13 protein-coding genes are annotated in these 16,954 nt (G+C 69.9%); 6 read left to right on the forward strand and 7 right to left on the reverse strand.

Annotated elements, in window-relative coordinates:
* Window positions 1-72 precede the first annotated feature (72 nt).
* Window positions 73-3,615 carry a DNA polymerase III subunit alpha gene (gene dnaE / locus E2651_RS07340; RefSeq protein WP_135330199.1) on the reverse strand — a complete coding sequence of 1,181 codons (3,543 nt, stop codon included), beginning with the start codon at window positions 3,613-3,615 and terminating at the stop codon, window positions 73-75.
* Between the two features lie 190 nt (window positions 3,616-3,805).
* Between dnaE and E2651_RS07345 the strand changes: the two genes are divergently transcribed.
* From E2651_RS07345 to E2651_RS07365, 5 genes are all read left to right on the forward strand, one after another.
* Window positions 3,806-5,134 carry a DUF2252 domain-containing protein gene (locus E2651_RS07345; protein WP_135330200.1) on the forward strand — a complete coding sequence of 443 codons (1,329 nt, stop codon included), beginning with the start codon at window positions 3,806-3,808 and terminating at the stop codon, window positions 5,132-5,134.
* Between the two features lie 84 nt (window positions 5,135-5,218).
* A complete protein-coding gene (locus tag E2651_RS07350) occupies window positions 5,219-5,902 on the forward strand; it encodes a hypothetical protein (RefSeq protein ID WP_135330201.1) in 684 nt (227 codons plus the stop codon).
* Window positions 5,903-5,947: 45 nt separating this feature from the next.
* Window positions 5,948-6,766 (forward strand): thioredoxin domain-containing protein, encoded by an 819-nt coding sequence (locus E2651_RS07355; protein WP_135330202.1) that lies wholly within the window; start codon window positions 5,948-5,950, stop codon window positions 6,764-6,766.
* 115 nt (window positions 6,767-6,881) lie between these two features.
* Window positions 6,882-8,543 carry an alkaline phosphatase D family protein gene (locus E2651_RS07360; RefSeq protein WP_245238630.1) on the forward strand — a complete coding sequence of 554 codons (1,662 nt, stop codon included), beginning with the start codon at window positions 6,882-6,884 and terminating at the stop codon, window positions 8,541-8,543.
* Between the two features lie 41 nt (window positions 8,544-8,584).
* On the forward strand, window positions 8,585-10,057 hold the full coding sequence (locus E2651_RS07365; RefSeq protein ID WP_135330203.1) for a serine/threonine-protein kinase: 1,473 nt from the start codon (window positions 8,585-8,587) through the stop codon (window positions 10,055-10,057).
* 21 nt (window positions 10,058-10,078) lie between these two features.
* Here the strand turns inward: E2651_RS07365 and E2651_RS07370 are convergent, their stop codons facing one another.
* Complete coding sequence (locus E2651_RS07370) at window positions 10,079-10,648, reverse strand: dienelactone hydrolase family protein (protein WP_135330204.1); 570 nt, start codon at window positions 10,646-10,648, stop codon at window positions 10,079-10,081.
* A 30-nt stretch (window positions 10,649-10,678) separates the two neighbouring features.
* Here E2651_RS07370 and E2651_RS07375 point away from each other — a divergent pair, with 30 nt between their 5' ends.
* Complete coding sequence (locus E2651_RS07375) at window positions 10,679-11,770, forward strand: mechanosensitive ion channel family protein (RefSeq protein ID WP_135330205.1); 1,092 nt, start codon at window positions 10,679-10,681, stop codon at window positions 11,768-11,770.
* 21 nt (window positions 11,771-11,791) lie between these two features.
* On the opposite strand, the gene E2651_RS07380 is transcribed toward E2651_RS07375, so the two are convergent.
* The 5 genes from E2651_RS07380 to E2651_RS07400 form a co-directional block, all read right to left on the reverse strand.
* Window positions 11,792-13,381 carry a Na+/H+ antiporter gene (locus E2651_RS07380; protein WP_135330206.1) on the reverse strand — a complete coding sequence of 530 codons (1,590 nt, stop codon included), beginning with the start codon at window positions 13,379-13,381 and terminating at the stop codon, window positions 11,792-11,794.
* A 100-nt stretch (window positions 13,382-13,481) separates the two neighbouring features.
* Complete coding sequence (locus E2651_RS07385; protein WP_135330207.1) at window positions 13,482-13,958, reverse strand: GNAT family N-acetyltransferase; 477 nt, start codon at window positions 13,956-13,958, stop codon at window positions 13,482-13,484.
* Window positions 13,955-14,896: an RluA family pseudouridine synthase gene (locus E2651_RS07390; protein WP_135330208.1), complete on the reverse strand. Its 942-nt coding sequence runs from the start codon at window positions 14,894-14,896 to the stop codon at window positions 13,955-13,957. The genes E2651_RS07385 and E2651_RS07390 overlap by 4 nt, the downstream gene beginning before the upstream one ends.
* Window positions 14,897-14,962: 66 nt before the next feature.
* Complete coding sequence (gene lspA / locus E2651_RS07395) at window positions 14,963-15,655, reverse strand: signal peptidase II (RefSeq protein WP_135330209.1); 693 nt, start codon at window positions 15,653-15,655, stop codon at window positions 14,963-14,965.
* Window positions 15,656-15,733: 78 nt separating this feature from the next.
* On the reverse strand, window positions 15,734-16,714 hold the full coding sequence (locus E2651_RS07400; protein WP_135330210.1) for a TraR/DksA C4-type zinc finger protein: 981 nt from the start codon (window positions 16,712-16,714) through the stop codon (window positions 15,734-15,736).
* Window positions 16,715-16,954: the final 240 nt, after the last annotated feature.

Genomic DNA, 16,954 nt, shown 5'->3' on the forward strand with positions numbered 1-16,954 from the left:
GTGGGCCTTCATGCGGTGGGCCTTCATGCGGTGGGCCTACATGCGGTGGGCCTTCATGCGGTGGGCCGGGTACTACCCCGCCAGGCAGGACGGGCCGAGCAGCACCTTCAGATCACCGAAAAGGGCTGGATCGGGCTGCACGCGGTGCCGGTCGAGCCGCAGCACCGTCGTCTTCTGCGCCCCCTGGAGCTTGATCCGCACCTCGCTGTTGCCCCGGTGGTGGCTGAGGATCTCACCGAGGCGGCTGACCATCGGCGGGGTCACCTTCACCGTCGGGATGGTGATCAGGACGGGCGCGTTGGTGCCCGCGTTCGACAGGTCGGGGACCTGGAGCTCCATCGCGACCAGACGCGGCACGTCCTCGCGCTTGTCGAGGCGGCCCTTGACGAACACCACGGCGTCCTCGACGAGTTGGGTCGAGACGAGCTGATACGTCGCCGGGAAGAACATGCACTCGATGGAGCCCGCGAGGTCCTCGACGGTGGCGATCGCCCAGGCGTTGCCCTGCTTGGTCATCTTGCGCTGGAGGCCGGAGATGATGCCGCCGATGGTGACGATCGAACCGTCCGAGTAGTCACCGCCGGTGAGCTGCCCGATGCCCGCGTCGGCCTTGTCGGACAGCACGTGCTCCAGGCCGAAGAGCGGGTGGTCGGAGACATACAGACCGAGCATCTCCCGCTCCTGGGCGAGCAGATACGTCTTCTCCCACTCGTCCGTGGAGAACTCCACGTCGAGCCCGAAGCCCGGCTCGTCCCCGGCGGCCTCGTCGCCCATCCCTCCGAAGAGGTCGAACTGGCCTTCCGCTTCCTTGCGCTTGACCTGCACCACGTTGTCGATCATGGGCTCGTACTGCGCGGTGAGGCCCTTGCGGGTGTGGCCCATCGTGTCGAAGGCGCCCGCCTTGATCAGCGACTCCGTGGTGCGCTTGTTGCAGGCGGTGGCCTCTACCTTGTCGAGGTAGTCGGGGAAGGAGGTGTACTTCCCCTTCGCCTTGCGCGAGCGGATGATCGACTCGACCACGTTCGTGCCGACGTTGCGGACCGCCTCCAGGCCGAAGAGGATCACGTCGTCGCCCTGGGCGGCGAAGTTGTGCACGGACTCGTTCACGTTCGGCGGGAGCACCTTGATGCCCATGCGGCGGCACTCGTTGAGGTAGACGGCCGACTTGTCCTTGTCGTCCTTCACCGAGGTGAGCAGCGCGGCCATGTACTCGGCCGGGTAGTTCGCCTTCAGGTAGGCGGTCCAGTAGGTGACCAGGCCGTACGCCGAGGAGTGCGCCTTGTTGAACGCGTAGCCGGCGAAGGGGACCAGGACGTCCCACAGGGCCTGGATCGCGGCGTCGGAGTAGCCGTTCTTCTTCGCGCCCTCCTGGAAGAGGACGAAGTTCTTCGCCAGTTCCTCGGGCTTCTTCTTGCCCATCACGCGGCGCAGGATGTCGGCTTCGCCGAGCGAGTAGCCGGCGACGATCTGCGCGGCCTTCTGCACCTGCTCCTGGTACACGATCAGGCCGTAGGTGAGGCCCAGCGTCTCCTTCAAGGGCTCTTCGAGCTCCGGGTGGATCGGCGTGATCTCCTGGCGGCCGTTCTTGCGCTCCGCGTAGTTCGTGTGCGAGTTCATGCCCATCGGGCCCGGCCGGTACAGGGCCGAGACGGCGGAAATGTCCTCGAAGTTGTCGGGCTGCATCTGGCGGAGCAGCGAGCGCATGGGGCCGCCGTCGAACTGGAAGACGCCGAGCGTGTCACCCCGGCAGAGCAGTTCGAAGGTCTTCGGGTCGTCCAGTTCGAGAGCGAGCATCTCCAGGTCGATGCCCTTGTTGGCCCGGACCATCTTGACGGCGTCGTCCATGATGGTCAGGTTGCGCAGGCCCAGGAAGTCCATCTTCAGGAGGCCGAGCGACTCGCACTGGGGGTAGTCCCACTGCGTGATGGTCACGCCGTCGGTGTGCCGCACCCAGATCGGCGCGTGGTCCACGATCGGCTCGCTGGACATGATCACGCCGGCCGCGTGCACACCCATCTGCCGGACCAGGCCCTCGACGCCCTTGGCGGTGTCGATGACCTTCTTGACGTCCGGCTCGTTCTCGTACATCCCCCGGATCTCGCCCGCCTCGCTGTAGCGCGGGTGCTTGGGGTCGGTGATGCCGGAGAGGTCGATGCCCTTGCCGAGGACGTCGGCGGGCATCGCCTTGGTGAGGCGGTCGCCCATCGCGTACGGATATCCGAGCACGCGCGCGGAGTCCTTGATGGCATTCTTCGCCTTGATCTTTCCGTACGTGCCGATCATGGCGACCTTGTCGGCGCCGTACTTCTCCGTCACGTACCGGATGACTTCGACGCGCCTGCGCTCGTCGAAGTCGATGTCGACATCGGGCATGGAGACACGCTCGGGGTTGAGGAACCGCTCGAAGATCAGGCCGTGCGTGATCGGGTCGAGGTCGGTGATGCCCATCGCGTACGCCACGATCGAACCGGCCGCGGAGCCTCGGCCGGGACCGACCGCGATGCCGTTGTTCTTCGCCCACATGATGAAGTCGGCGACCACCAGGAAGTACCCCGGGAACCCCATCTGGATGATGATGTCCATCTCGTACTCCGCCTGCTTCTGGCGGTCTTCGGGGACACCCGCCGGGTAGCGGCGGTTCATGCCGACCCGGACCTCCTCCTGGAACCAGGTGACTTCGGTGAAGCCCTCCGGGATCTCGAACTTGGGCATCAGGTCGCGCTTCTCGAACATCCCGGTGGTGTCGATCTGCTCGGCGACCAGGAGCGTGTTCCGGCAGCCTTCCTGCCAGGCGTCCGAGGAGTCGATGGCGTACATCTCGTCCGTGGTCTTCAGGTAGTAACCCGTGCCGTCGAAGCGGAAGCGGTCCGGGTCCGAGAGGTTCTTGCCGGTCTGGATGCAGAGCAGGGCGTCGTGGGCGACGGACTCGTGCGCGTACGTGTAGTGCGAGTCGTTCGTCACCAGCGGCGGAATGCCGAGCTTCTTGCCGACCCGGAGCAGGTCGTCGCGGACCCGGCGCTCGATGTCGATGCCGTGGTCCATCAGCTCCAGGAAGTACCGGTCCTTGCCGAAGATGTCCTGGTACTCGGCGGCGGCCTTCACCGCCTCGTCGAACTGGCCCAGGCGCAGCCGGGTCTGCAGCTCACCGGAGGGGCAGCCGGTGGAGGCGATCAGGCCCTCCGACCACTGGGAGATCGTCTCCTTGTCCATGCGCGGCCACTTCTGGAGCCAGCCTTCGGCGTACGCGTCGGAGGAGAGCCGGAAGAGGTTGTGCAGGCCGGTCCTGTTCGCCGCCCAGATCGTCTTGTGGGTGTAACCACCCGAACCGGAGACGTCGTCGCGCTTCTGGTGCGGCTGGCCCCACTGGATCTTCCGCTTGTTGCGCCGGGACTCCGGCGCCACGTACGCCTCGATGCCGATGATCGGCGTGACGCCCGCCTTCTGCGCGGAGTGGAAGAAGTCGTACGCCCCGTGCAGATTGCCGTGGTCGGACATGGCGATATGCGTCATGCCCATCTCATTGCAGGCATTGAACATGTCCTTGAGCCGCGCGGCACCGTCCAGGAGCGAGTACTGAGTGTGGACGTGCAGGTGCGTGAAGGGCGGCTTGGTCACGGTTCGAGGCCTCCGGAGAACGGTGGGCGACAGGCTGCGGACAGTCTGGGGGGACAGCGTGGAAGTCTAATCCGCGGCACTGACAACCGGTGGGCACTCAGGGGTACCGTCGTGCGTTGGACAGGACGGAACACCTGTCCCACATGTCATGCACCACCTGGCACCACCTGTTACATGGAGGCACCCCGCGATGTCGGACCCGCAGGCCACCGCTGAGCAGCGCGGCGAGCAGATCCTCTCCGTCTTCGACACCGCGTTCGGTGAGCTGCTCGCCGCGGACCCCGCCGCGTTCCGGGTGAAGTTCCGGAAGATGGCCGCCTCCGCCTTCGCGTTCTACCGCGGCACGGCCTGCCTCTTCTACGCCGACCTGGAGCGCGAGCAGCACGGTGGGCCGTTCCTTGACGACCGCACGGGCCGGGTGTGGATCCACGGCGACCTGCACGCGGAGAACTTCGGCACGTACATGGACGCCCAGGGGCGCCTGATCTTCAACGTGAACGACTTCGACGAGGCGTACGTCGGCCCCTTCACCTGGGACCTGAAGCGCTTCGCCGCCTCCGTGGCGCTGATCGGCTACACGAAGGCGCTGAGCGACGAGCAGATCACCGACCTGGTGCGGATCTACGCCGCGGCGTACCGCGAGCGGATCCACGACCTCGCTACGGGCGCCAAGAGCGACGAGGTGCCGCCCTTCACCCTGGACACCGCCCAGGGCCCGCTCCTGGACGCGCTGCGCGACGCGCGCTCGCTGACCCGCTTCGGGCTCCTGGAGTCGATGACGGAGATCCGCGACTTCGAGCGCCGCTTCGCCTCCGGCGGCGGTTCCATCGAGCTGGACGCCGCGACCCGGTACAAGGTCCTTGCCGCCTTCGACGGCTATCTGGAGACGCTGCCCGATTCCTCGCTCACCCGCCCCGACTCCTACCGCGTGAAGGACGTCGTCGGCCGCCGCGGCATCGGCATCGGCTCGGCGGGCCTGCCCTCGTACAACATCCTTCTGGAGGGCAACAGCGACGCGCTGGAGAACGACGTCGTGATCTACCTCAAGCAGGCCCAGACGCCTGCCGTGTCGCGGCACATCACCGACGCCGCGATCCGTGACTACTTCCAGCACGAGGGCCACCGCACGGTCATCTCGCAGCGCGCGCTGCAGGCGCACGCCGACCCGTGGCTCGGCTGGACCGAGCTGGACGGCGCGGGTCAGCTGGTGGCCGAGGTCTCGCCGTACGCGGTGGACCTGGACTGGTCGGACATCGACGACCTGGACGAGATCGCCGCGGTCGTCGCCGACCTGGGCCGCGCCACGGCCACGATGCACGCGGCGGCGGACGACGAGAGCGGCCACTCCGACCTGGTGCCGTTCTCCACGGAGCGCGCGATCGACGCCGCCATCGCGGCCGACGAGGACGGCTTCGGGGATCTGCTCGTGGACTTCGCGCACGAGTACGGCGCACGGGCGCGGCGCGACCACCAGATCTTCGTGGACCTGTTCCGCAACGGCCGGATCCCCGGCCTGTAGGCCCCCGGGTGATGCGCCCCCGTGCAACTCATAGACACCCTTTAGGGCTGTCTTACAGGAGCACATGGCACACTCGCTTGCGCGATGGACATATCCGGGACCCACTTCAGAGCCGTGCGCGCGGCGCTCTTCACGGCGCTGGTCGTGATGCTCTCCGCCGCGTCGCACGTCCTGCTGTCCCGCGCCCCGCTGCCGCTGGCCACGGTCGCCGCGATCGCCGCGGGTGTCTTCGTCATCGCGTACGCGCTCGCGGGGCGTGAGCGCGGCTACGTACGCATCGCCGCGCTGCTGATCCCGCTGGAGCTCGCCGCCGACACGGTCTTCACCACCGGACAGCACGTCTGCTACGGCCAGGCGGGCGGCCCCGTCGCGGGCCCGCTGCGCACCGTCGGCCTCGACGTGCTGTGCGGCGGCAGCGTCGGCACCCCACTGGCCCGGATGGCCGGCGGCGAGGGGCACCGCGCCGCGGTCCTGCTCACCGACGCCGATCCGCGCACCGCCTGGCTGCTGCTCGGCGCGCACATCGGAGTCGGCCTGCTCGCGGCGGCCTGGCTGCGGCGCGGCGAGCGCGCCCTGGCCCAGCTGCTTCGCGCGGTGGCCGCCGCCACCTTCCGGCCGCTGCTGATCGCGGTCGCCGCGGTGGGCATCCGGCCGCGCCCCGTACGCCGCCTGCCGCGCCCGGCACGCCGGGTCACGGCCGTGCGTACGCGGCTGCTCGTGCACTTCGTGGGACGGCGTGGACCGCCGTGCTCGGCCGCCTTCGCCTGAGCACGACCGTCCCCACGTACGTAACCCCCTACGGAGAACACCATCATGAGCAAGCGCAACAGCCAGGCGGCCAAGTCGGCGGCCCGCGAGCGGATCCGCGCCCAGCAGGAAGCCGAGCGCAAGCGCGAGCAGCGCAAGCGGCAGACGATCGTCGGCATCTCCATCGTCGCGGTCCTGGCGATCGCGGGAGGCGTCGGCTACGCCGTCATGCAGGCCAACAAGCCCGGCCACTGGGACGCCGCCAAGGACGAGAAGCTGGTCAAGCCCGCGAACTCCACGGGCACGGACGGCACGACGGTCGTCATCGGCAAGGACAGCGCCAAGAAGACCCTCAAGGTCTACGAGGACCCGCGCTGCCCGGTCTGCGCGGCGTTCGAGCAGACGGTCGGCCCGACCGTCGAGAAGGACCTCGAGGACGGCAAGTACAAGATCCAGTTCATCGGCGCCTCGTTCCTCGACCGCAACCTCACCGGTGAGGGCTCCAAGAACGCGCTCAGCGCGCTCGGCGCCGCCCTGAACGTGAGCGACCAGGCGTTCCTCGACTACAAGAAGGCGATGTTCTCCAAGGAGAACCACCCCGAGGAGACCACCGACAAGTTCAAGGAGGACTCGTACCTCCTGAAGATCGCCAATGAGGTCCCCGAGCTCAAGAAGAGCGCCTCCTTCAAGAAGGACGTCAAGGACGGCACGTACGACCGCTGGGCCATCGAGATGTCGAAGAAGTTCGACGACAACAAGGACAAGGTCGACGGAACGCCCTCCTTCGTCATGGACGGCAAGAAGCTGACCGGCGCCGACCCGAAGAACGCGCCCTCGTCGGTCGAGGAGTACAAGAAGGCCGTCGACGCGGCGCTCAAGGGCTGACCAAGGGCTGAACCAGCGCAAAAGCCGCACGCTGAGCGGCTGATGGCGGAAGAGCGGGCGAACTTTTTCCAAGTCGCCCGCTCTTCGCGATTACTGATCAGTAAGGTAATCGCCCGTGACCAGTCGAACCGGCGCCAAGTCGCCTCTGAACTCCTCGGCCCCGCGCCGCCGCACGGTCGTCAAGGCCGCTGCCGCCACCGCCGCCCTCGCGGCCCCGCTCGCCGTCGCTCCCCTCGCACACGCCGCCTCGGGGCCCGCGTTCCACCACGGGGTGGCCTCCGGCGACCCGCTGCCCGACGGTGTGCTGCTGTGGACCCGCGTGACGCCGGTGCCGGAGGCCGTCCCGGGGTCCGGCAAGGGGCCTGACACCGAGGTGAGTTGGGAGATAGCCGAGGACAAGGGCTTCGACCGGACAGTCGGCCGCGGCAGCACCACCGCGCGGGCCGCGTCCGACCACACGGTCAAGGCAGACGTAAGGGGCTTGCGCCCTGCCACCACCTATTACTTCCGCTTCTCCGCGGGCGACACGCACTCCCCCGTGGGCCGCACCCGCACCACCCCCGCGCACGACGCGGCGGCTCCCGGCGTCCGCTTCGGCGTGGTCTCCTGCGCCAACTGGGAGGCCGGCTACTTCTCCGCGTACCGCCATCTCGCGGCCCGCACCGAACTCGACGCGGTCCTGCACCTCGGCGACTACGTCTACGAGTACCCGAGCGGCGAGTACCCGGCCGCCAAGTACGTCGTACGCCCGCACGAGCCGAAGCACGAGATCATCACGCTCGCCGACTACCGCACCCGGCACGGCGTCCACAAGACCGACGCCGACGCGCAGGCGATGCACGCGACGCACCCCGTGATCGCCATCTGGGACGACCACGAGTTCGCCGACAACACCTGGTCGGGCGGCGCGGTGAACCACTCCCCCGAGACCGAGGGCGACTGGGCGCAGCGCATGGCGGCCGCCAAGCAGGCCTACTTCGAGTGGATGCCCGTACGCCCTTCTACTGAAGGCACCGTCTACCGCCGCCTGCGCTTCGGCAAGCTGGCCGATCTGCACCTGCTCGACCTGCGCTCGTTCCGCTCCGAGCAGGCGGGCTTCGGCAGCGGTGACGTCGACGACCCGGACCGTACGATCACGGGCCGCGCCCAGCTCGACTGGCTGAAGGCGGGCCTGGCCACTTCGGACGCCTCCTGGAAGCTGGTCGGCACCTCAGTGATGATCTCGCCGGTCGCCTTCGGGTCCGTACCGGCCCATCTGCTCGGCCCCCTCGCGGAGTTGCTCGGCCTGCCCAAGGAGGGCCTGGCCATCAACGCCGACCAGTGGGACGGCTACACCGACGACCGCAAGGAACTCATCGCCCACCTGGTCGACAAGGCCGTGCGCAACACGGTCTTCCTCACCGGCGACATCCACATGGCCTGGGCGAACGACGTGCCGGTCAAGGCCGCCACGTACCCCGGATCGCCGTCCGCGGCCACGGAGTTCGTGGTCACGTCCGTGACCTCCGACAACGTGGACGACATGCTGCACGTCGCCCCGCACACCCTCTCGCTGGTCGCCGTCGGCGCGATCAAGGCCGCCAACCGCCATGTGAAGTGGCTGGACATGGACTCGCACGGCTACGGCGTCCTGGACGTGACGGCCGAGCGCTCGCAGATGGACTACTACGTAGTGTCCGACCGCAAGGACCCCGAGGCGACCTCGTCGTGGGCCCGTTCGTACCGCACGCTCAGCGGCACCCAGAAGGTCGAGCGGGTGGCCGCCCCGGTGCGCTGACCCGGATCACGCGTGTTTCCGGCGCCCTTTACTCTTGCGGCATGAGTGGCCAGGGGGACGTGATCGACGGGCGCTTCGAGCTGCTGGAGCGGCTCGGCAGCGGAGGCATGGGCACGGTGTGGCGGGCGCGCGACACCGTGCTGCACCGCGAGGTGGCGATCAAGGAGGTGCGGCCCGCGGGGCCCGAGCTGACGGCCGAGCAGTCGCGCGTCCTGCGGGAGAGGGTGCTGCGCGAGGCCCGCGCGCTGGCCCGGCTCAATCATCCCCATGTGGTGACGATCCATCAGATCGTCGACATTCCCACGTCTCCGCACCCCTGGCTCGTGATGGAGCTGCTGCCGGGGCGCACCCTCCAGGACCTCCTGGAGGAGGGCACGCTGACGCCGCGCGAAGCGGCGCGCATCGGCCGCGAGCTGCTGTCGGCCCTGCGGGTCGCGCACGCCGCGGGCATCCTGCACCGCGACATCAAGCCGGCCAACGTCCTGCTGCGGGAGCGATCGCCGCAGGACGCGGGAGGCGCCCCCTCCGTGGTCCTGACCGACTTCGGCATCGCCTCGCTGAGCGGCTCCACGCAACTCACCGCCACGGGCGACCTGATCGGCTCTCCGGAGTACATCGCGCCCGAGCGGATCCGCGGCACCGGCGAGGGCCCGGCGGGCGACCTGTGGTCGCTGGGTCTGGTCCTGTACGTGGCCGTGGAGGGCGTCAGTCCGCTGCGCCGCGCCACGAGCCTGGCGACGCTCGCCGCCGTGCTCGACGAGCCGGTGCCGTCGCCGGTCCGCTCCGGGCCGCTCGCGCCGGTCCTCGGCGCCCTCCTGGTGCGGGATCCGGCGCTGCGCCCGGACGCGGACCGGCTCGACGCGATGCTCGCGGCGGTCGAGAACGGCATCACCTGGCAGCCGACGGCGACTTCGGAGCGGCCCGCCGACAGCGTGGGACCGCCGCCCGCCGTCGCCGCGGGACCGCCGCCCGCCGAGCCCCGAACGCGTACACGTACACGTACACGTACACCCGTGATCGTCGCGGCGGCTGCCGTGGCGCTCGCCCTGGTCGCCGGTGGCGCGCTGGTGCTCGCGCTGCGGGGCGGGGGTGATACGGGCGGGCACGGCCGGCAGGCGGACAAGGGCGGCGAGAGCCCCGGCCCGACCACGCCACCGGCGTCCTCCCCCAAGGCCCCACCCGCCTCGGGCACCTGGATCGCCCAGCTCTTCTCCGAGCCCGTCGGCTCGGGCGAGGCCGCCCGCGACCGCAGGCTCGCGGCGGTGCGCAAGGACGTTCCGGAGGCGTCGTATGTGCGCAGCGACGCGTACGCATCACTGCGGCCGGGCTTCTGGGTGATCTACGCTCCCGGGCCCTTCGCGGACGGCCGGGCCGCCCTGCGGTTCTGTGCCGAGCGCGGCAGGGCCGACGGCGACGCGTGCATCGGGCGGTATCTCAGCTCCAGCGGCGGCGACTCCGGCCTGCTGTGCAAGCCGCCCGTGAGCGCACCGGTGGGGCGCTGCACGCGCGCGTGAACGCTCGGCGGGCGGGCGCGGCTAGAGGGTCTCCAGGAAGCCGATCGCCGTCCGCCAGGTCGACTCCGCGGCCTCGGCGTCGTAGTCGTCCAGGTCGGGGTCGGTGTACAGGTGCCCGGCGCCCGCGTAGCGGTAGACCTCCACGTCGGCCCCGGCCCGCCCCATCTGCAGGTACCACGCGCTCAGCCAGTCGTCCGTCTCGAACGGGTCGGGCTCGGCGACGTGCAGCTGCACCGGCAGCTCGTCCGCCGTGGCGCTCTCCGCGATGTCGGAGGTGCCGTGCAGGAGCAGAAGGCCGCGCGCCTTGTCGTCGCCGAGCGCGAGCGTCTGCGCGGTGGCCGCGCCGAAGGAGAACCCGGCGTAGACGAGACCCCGCTCGGAGTAGGGCGCCGCGGCCAGGATGGCCCGCTTCAGGAGCTCGTCCTTGCCGAGCTCTTCCTTGAAGGCCATGCCTTCCTCGACGGTGTCGAAGGTGCGCCCGTCGAAGAGATCGGGGGTCCACACCTGGTGCCCCGCCGCGCGCAGCCGGTCGGCCGCCGCGTGCACCGCGGGCCGCAGCCCGTACGTCGAATGGAAAAGCATGATGTTCATGGGGCCATCGTGCCACCTACCCTCTGAGGCATGGAGAACGTACTGCGTCCGTTGATCGTGGTCGGCGGCTCGGTCGTGCTCACGCTGGCCGTCGGGTGGCTGGCCGACGTGCTGCTGCGCCGGGCCGACGCACGGCACCCCGACGCCCCGGTGTGGGGCCTCCTGCGCCGCTGCCGGCTGCCGCTCCAAGTCGTCCTGTGCGTCGCCCTGCTGCGCGGCTCGTACGACCAGGCGCAGATCGCCGAGGACCATTCGGCGGGCATCGGCAGAACGCTCACGCTGGTGCTCATCGGGTCCATGGCGTGGCTGCTCGTCCGCATCGCGGCGGCCGTCGTGGAAGCCTCGTACGCGCGTTACGCCGCCTCCCACCACGACCCGGCCCGGGTGCGCCGGGTGCGGACGCAGGTCACGCTCATCCAGCGGGTGGTCACCGCGATCGTCTGTGTGGTGGCCATCGGCGCGATGCTGCTGACCTTCCCCGCGATGCAGGCGGCCGGGACGTCGCTGCTCGCGTCGGCGGGCGTGCTCGGCATCGTCGCGGGCGTCGCCGCGCAGTCCACGCTCGGCAATCTCTTCGCGGGCCTGCAGATCGCCTTCGGCGACATGGTGCGGCTCGGGGACACGGTGGTGGTGGACGGGGAGTGCGGCACCATCGACGAGATCACGCTGACCTTCCTGACCGTGCGGACCTGGGACGAACGCCGGATCACGATGCCGGTGTCGTACTTCACCTCGAAGCCCTTCGAGAACTGGTCGCGCGGCGGCTCCCAGATGACCGGCACGGTCTTCTTCCAGCTCGACCACACCGCGCCCGTGCAGGAGATGCGCGAGAAGCTCCGGGACGTGCTGCGCGAGTGCGGTGCCTGGGACGGCAGGGACTGGGGCCTCGCGGTCACGGACACGACGCCGAACACGATCCAGGTGCGCGCCCTGGTCACCGCCAAGGACGCGGACGACATCTGGACGGTGCGGGTCACGGTGCGCGAGCAGCTGATCCGCTGGCTGACCGAGGAGCATCCCTACGCGCTGCCGCGGGTCAACACGGCCTGGGCCGAACTGCCGCCGGACGACGACCGTCCGCATCCGTCCCAGCCGATCGTCCCGCGCACGGGCCGGGGCTGACACCCCGTCCGGAGGCCGGCCTCAGGACCGCAGACTGCGTACGTCGAGGTGGTGCAGGACGCGGTCGACGATCTCGGGGTCGGCGCCGGGCTCGCTGCGCGCCGCGAGGACCTCATGGCGGGCGGCGGACATCATCTCGCGCTGGATGCGCTGGACCGCCTTGAGCCGGTCGACGCGCTTGGCGTACCGCTCCCGCCGCTCGTCGTCGACGATGTCGGGGCTGATTCTGGCGCCGATGTCGAACGCCCCGCGGTGCAGCCGCTCCTGGACGTCCTCCGGCAGCTCCTCGACCTCCTCGATCTCCTTGAGCCTGCGCTTGGCCGCCCCGGCCGCGCGGACGGCGAGCTCCCGCTCGACGGCCCGCTCCGCGTCGGTGTCCGCCCGCACGCCGAGCCTCCTCACCAGCCAGGGCAGGGTGAGCCCCTGGACCACGAGGGTCGCCATGATGACGCAGAAGGCGATGAAGATGATCTCGTCGCGGGCCGGGAAGGGATCCCCGCTGTCCGTCTTCAGGGGGATGGCGAGCGCCAGCGCGACCGACGCCACGCCACGCATCCCCGACCACCACATCACGACGGTCTCGCGCCACGTCGTGGGAATGTCCTCGTCGTAGTCCCTGCGCTTGTGCAGCTTCTTGGCGACCCACGTCGCGGGCAGCAGCCACACCAGTCGTACGCCGACGACGACCGCCACGACCGTCGCGCCCCAGCCGAACATCTGGAGCTCGCGGCCCTCCGACGTGCCGAAGACGTTGTGCAGTTCGAGCCCGATGAGCCCGAACGCGACACCGGTGACCAGGGTGTCGACGATCTGCCAGAACGCCTGCCCGGTGATCCTCCCTTGTACGTCGTCGGCGTCCGCGGCGTGCTCCGCGAGGTAGAGCGCGGTGGTCAGCACGGCAAGCACGCCCGAGCCAAGAAGTTCCTCGGCCAGCACATAGCTGACGAAGGGCACGAGCAGCGTCAGGCCGGTCTGCAGGGTGGCTTCGCCGAGGAGACCCATCAGCTTGTTGGTGAGCCAGCCGAGCGCGAGCCCCACGGCGACGGCGACCACCCCGGAGAGCACCAACTGCCCCACCGCCGACGGCCAGGAGAACGTTCCGCTGACCGCCGCCGCGATCGCCACGTGGTACAGCACGATCGCCGTGACGTCGTTGAAGAGCCCCTCCCCCTCCAGGATCGACACGAGCCGCCGGGGCAGCCCGAGCGACCCGGCGACGGCGGTCGCGGCGACCGGGTCGGGCGGCGCGACGAGCGCCCCGAGCGCGACGGCCGCGGCGATCGGAAGCCCGGGAACGACCGAGCCCGCGACCGCCGCGACCGCCGCGGTCGTCACGAAGACGAGCGCCACGGCTAGCAGGAAGATGGGGCGTCTGTTGGCCGCGAACTGCCGCCAGGAGGTGCGCTGGACGGACGCGTACAGCAACGGCGGAAGCACCAGCGGAAGGATGAAGTCCGGCGGGATCTCGACGTTCGGCACCCAGCTCACAAAGGCGAGGACGATCCCGGCCAGGGTCATCAGAACAGGCGCGGGCAGCCCGAGCCGCTCCCCCAGCGGCACCGTCACCACGGCGCCGAGCAACAGAATGAGCAGCAGCGCCAGTTGGTCCACGGTGTGCCCTCCGGCGGGTGGCGAGTCGGACGATCAAGCCCCAACCCTGCCACGCATTCCGCCCGAACCGGACAAGACCGGCGGGGGTGCCTGTTCCCCGCTAGCCCAGCGCCTTCCGCATCGCCCGGTGCGGAATCCCCGCGTCGGGGAACTCCGGGCCGTACACCACATAACCGAGCCGTTCGTAGAACCCCAGCGCATGCGTCTGCGCGTGCAGGTCGACGGCGGTGAGGCCACGCGCGCGTGCCGCGTCCTCGATCGCCCGCACCAGGGCCGCCCCGACACCGAGGCCACGGGCCGCCTTGGTCACCGCGAGCCGGCCGAGCGCGCCCACCCGGGCATCGCCGCCGTTCTTCGCCGCGGCCGCCGCGCCGCTCAGCAGACGGCCGGTGCCCAGCGGCAGTCCGTCCGCGCGGACCGCGATGACATGCGCCGCCCCGGCGTCGTACTCGTCGTACTCGAGGTCTTCGGGGACCTGCTGCTCGACGACGAAGACTTCCTTGCGGACCGCGAAACAGGCCTCCAGGTCACCGGGTTCCACGGCGACCCGGCAGACGAACGCGGCCCCGGCGGTCACGAGCTCTCGGCCCGCACGCGGTCGAGCGCCTGCTGGAGGTCGTCGGGGTACTGGCTCTCGAACTCGACCCACTGGCCGTTCCCGGGGTGCTCGAAACCGAGTCGCACCGCGTGCAGCCACTGGCGGGTCAGTCCGAGCCGCTTGGCGATCGTGGGGTCCGCGCCGTACGTCAGGTCGCCCACGCACGGGTGCCGATGGGCCGCCATGTGGACGCGGATCTGGTGCGTGCGCCCCGTCTCCAGCTTGATGTCGAGCAGCGAGGCCGCGCGGAAGGCCTCGATGAGGTCGTAGTGCGTCACGGAGGGCTTGCCCTCGGCCGTGACCGCCCACTTGTAGTCGTGGTTCGGGTGGCGGCCGATGGGGGCGTCGATGGTGCCGCTCATCGGGTCGGGGTGGCCCTGCACCAGCGCGTTGTAGCGCTTGTCGACCGTGCGCTCCTTGAACTGGCGCTTCAGGGACGTGTACGCCCGCTCGGACTTGGCGACCGCCATCAGGCCGGACGTGCCGACGTCCAGGCGGTGCACGATGCCCTGGCGCTCGGCGGCGCCGGAGGTGGAGATCCGGTAGCCCGCCGCCGCGAGGCCGCCGATCACGGTCGTCCCGGTCCAGCCCGGGCTCGGGTGCGCGGCCACGCCCACCGGCTTGACGATCACCACGATGTCGTCGTCGTCATGGATGATCTCCATGCCCTCGACGGGCTCGGCGACGATCTGCACCGGGGCGGGCGCCTGCGGCATCTCGACCTCAAGCCAGGCGCCGCCGTGCACACGCTCGGACTTGCCGACCACGCTGCCGTCGACCAGCACCTTGCCTGCCGCCGCAAGCTCGGCGGCCTTCGTGCGGGAGAACCCGAACATGCGTGAGATGGCGGCGTCGACGCGCTCGCCCTCCAGGCCGTCGGGTACGGGCAGGGTGCGGACCTCGGGAATCGTGCTCACCCATTGAGTATGCAGGAGCCCACCGACACTCCCGCACCAAAGCCTCCCGCGGGAGGCCCCGGGGGATCAGTCCTTGTGGACGGTCCCGTCCGGGTCCAGGCCGCGGAAGGACAGGATCACGATCAGGAAGCCGCCGCACACGATCGCCGAGTCCGCGAGGTTGAACACCGCGAAGCCCTTCGGGGCGATGAAGTCGACCACGGCGCCCTCGAAGACACCGGGGGAACGGAAGATCCGGTCGGTGAGGTTGCCGAGGGCCCCGCCGAGCAGCATGCCGAGCGCGATCGCCCACGGCAGGCTGTAGAGCTTGCGGGCCAGGCGGACGATCACGACGATGACGGCGGCCGCGATGCAGGTGAAGATCACGGTGAACGCCTCGCCCATCCCGAAGGCGGCGCCCGGGTTCCGGATGGCGTTGAAGCGGAGCCAGTCGCCGATGATCTCGATCGGCTCGTGGTGTTCGAGCTTCGCGACGACGATCATCTTGCTGACGAGGTCCAGGACGTACGCGAGCACGGCCACCGCGAACAGCACCAGGATCTTCCGCTTGCCCTTGGGGCGCGGCTCGTCCTCCGGGGCCTGCTCGTCCTCCGAGGCCTGCGGAGCCCGCTCGTCCTGAGCCTGCTCCTCCTGCGAGGCACGCTCGCTCCGCGCGTCCTGACCCGCCGCCTCGTCGGAGCCCGAGTCGGACTGCTCCGGCTCGGCCCCAGCCGCCTCAGGAATATCCGGCGTACCGATGATGCGCTCCGCCTCTGCCACGTGAGTCCCTCAACCTAGGTACCTGACTGGGGACGAGGGTACGGCACACACCTACGGCCCCAAGTGGCCAGGCCGTGGTCAGGAGCGCCGTTCCTGCTTCTGCTTGCACTCGACGCACAGGGTCGCCCGGGGGAACGCCTGCATCCGCGCCTTACCGATGGGATTGCCGCAGTTCTCGCAGATTCCGTACGTCCCTGCGTCGAGCCGCTCCAGGGCGCGCTGGGTCTGTTCGAGCATCTCGCGCGCGTTGGCGGCCAGCGACATCTCGTGTTCCCGCGTGATGTTCTTCGTGCCGGTGTCCGCGTCGTCGTGGCCGGCGCCGTCCCCGGAGTCACGCATCAGGCCCACCAGAGCGTCCTCGGAGGACGAGATCTCACTGCCGAGCCGCAACGCCTCGCTCTGCAGCTCCGCGCGCGCCTCCCCGACCTCTTCGGGGGTCCAGGGATCCTCGCCGGGCCGGACCGCCAGCTCACCGGGCTCCGCGGCGGCGACACGCGCCTTGGGCACCGCGGTCGGCTTCTTCGCTGCCGTCGCCGTGCCCGGAGTCTTCTTCGCGACCACTGTCGTGGCTCCCGTCGTCTCCGCGGCCTGAGCCGCACCATCGGCCGCGGTCGCGGCCGTCTTCTTGGCTGTGCTCTTCCTGGCCGTGCTCTTCTTGGCAGCCGTCTTCTTCGCCGGTGGGGCCGCCTCCGCCGGTACGGCCTTCTCGGCAGCCGTCTTCTTTGCCGTCGCCTTCTTGGCGACGGTCTTCTTGACGGCCCCCTTCTTGGCGACGGTCTTCTCGGCCGCCGCCTTGGTAGCCGTCTTGGTGGCCGCCTTGGTGACCGTCTTGGTCGCCGCCTTGGTGACCGTCTTGGTCGCCGCCTTGGTGACCGTCTTGGTCGCCGCCTTGGTGACCGTCTTGTTGGCCGTCTTCTTGGCGGTGGCTTTCTTCGCGGTCGTCTTCTTGGCGGCCGCCTTCGCCGCCTTCTCCGGTTGCACCCCGTTCGCTCCCCGCGCGGCCGCGCCCGTGGATCTGCCCGACGCCGAATGCTGTACGGCGGTCTTCTTCGCCACCATGGCCGCGGCCCCTTCACATATTGTGATCTTGCTCGCGAATCGTGCTGGGACGATAAATCGACTCAACGCCCGCGGCAACGGGGCACGCCGCCCGATTCGCCCGCCCCACGGGTGCCGCGCGGCAGGCATGCAAGCGTTGTGCCCAGCTCCCCGCCCGGTAATCCGCCAGGCAGCGGCGGTCAGGATCCGGACACTCCGCATATCGCCATTCGGGTCAGTCCCCCGCGACCTCACCCGCAC

It is taken from the genome of Streptomyces sp. MZ04, from assembly GCF_004684775.1.
Classification (GTDB): domain Bacteria; phylum Actinomycetota; class Actinomycetes; order Streptomycetales; family Streptomycetaceae; genus Streptomyces.

Excerpts from the sequence above, each read along its gene's own strand:
- E2651_RS07345 (WP_135330200.1), top strand. The coding sequence starts at position 3,806 with ATGTCGGACCCGCAGGCCACCGCTGAGCAGCGCGGCGAGCAGATCCTC.
- E2651_RS07350 (WP_135330201.1), top strand. The coding sequence starts at position 5,219 with ATGGACATATCCGGGACCCACTTCAGAGCCGTGCGCGCGGCGCTCTTC.
- E2651_RS07355 (WP_135330202.1), top strand. The coding sequence starts at position 5,948 with ATGAGCAAGCGCAACAGCCAGGCGGCCAAGTCGGCGGCCCGCGAGCGG.
- E2651_RS07365 (WP_135330203.1), top strand. The coding sequence starts at position 8,585 with ATGAGTGGCCAGGGGGACGTGATCGACGGGCGCTTCGAGCTGCTGGAG.
- E2651_RS07370 (WP_135330204.1), bottom strand. The coding sequence starts at position 10,648 with ATGAACATCATGCTTTTCCATTCGACGTACGGGCTGCGGCCCGCGGTG.
- E2651_RS07375 (WP_135330205.1), top strand. The coding sequence starts at position 10,679 with ATGGAGAACGTACTGCGTCCGTTGATCGTGGTCGGCGGCTCGGTCGTG.
- E2651_RS07400 (WP_135330210.1), bottom strand. The coding sequence starts at position 16,714 with ATGGTGGCGAAGAAGACCGCCGTACAGCATTCGGCGTCGGGCAGATCC.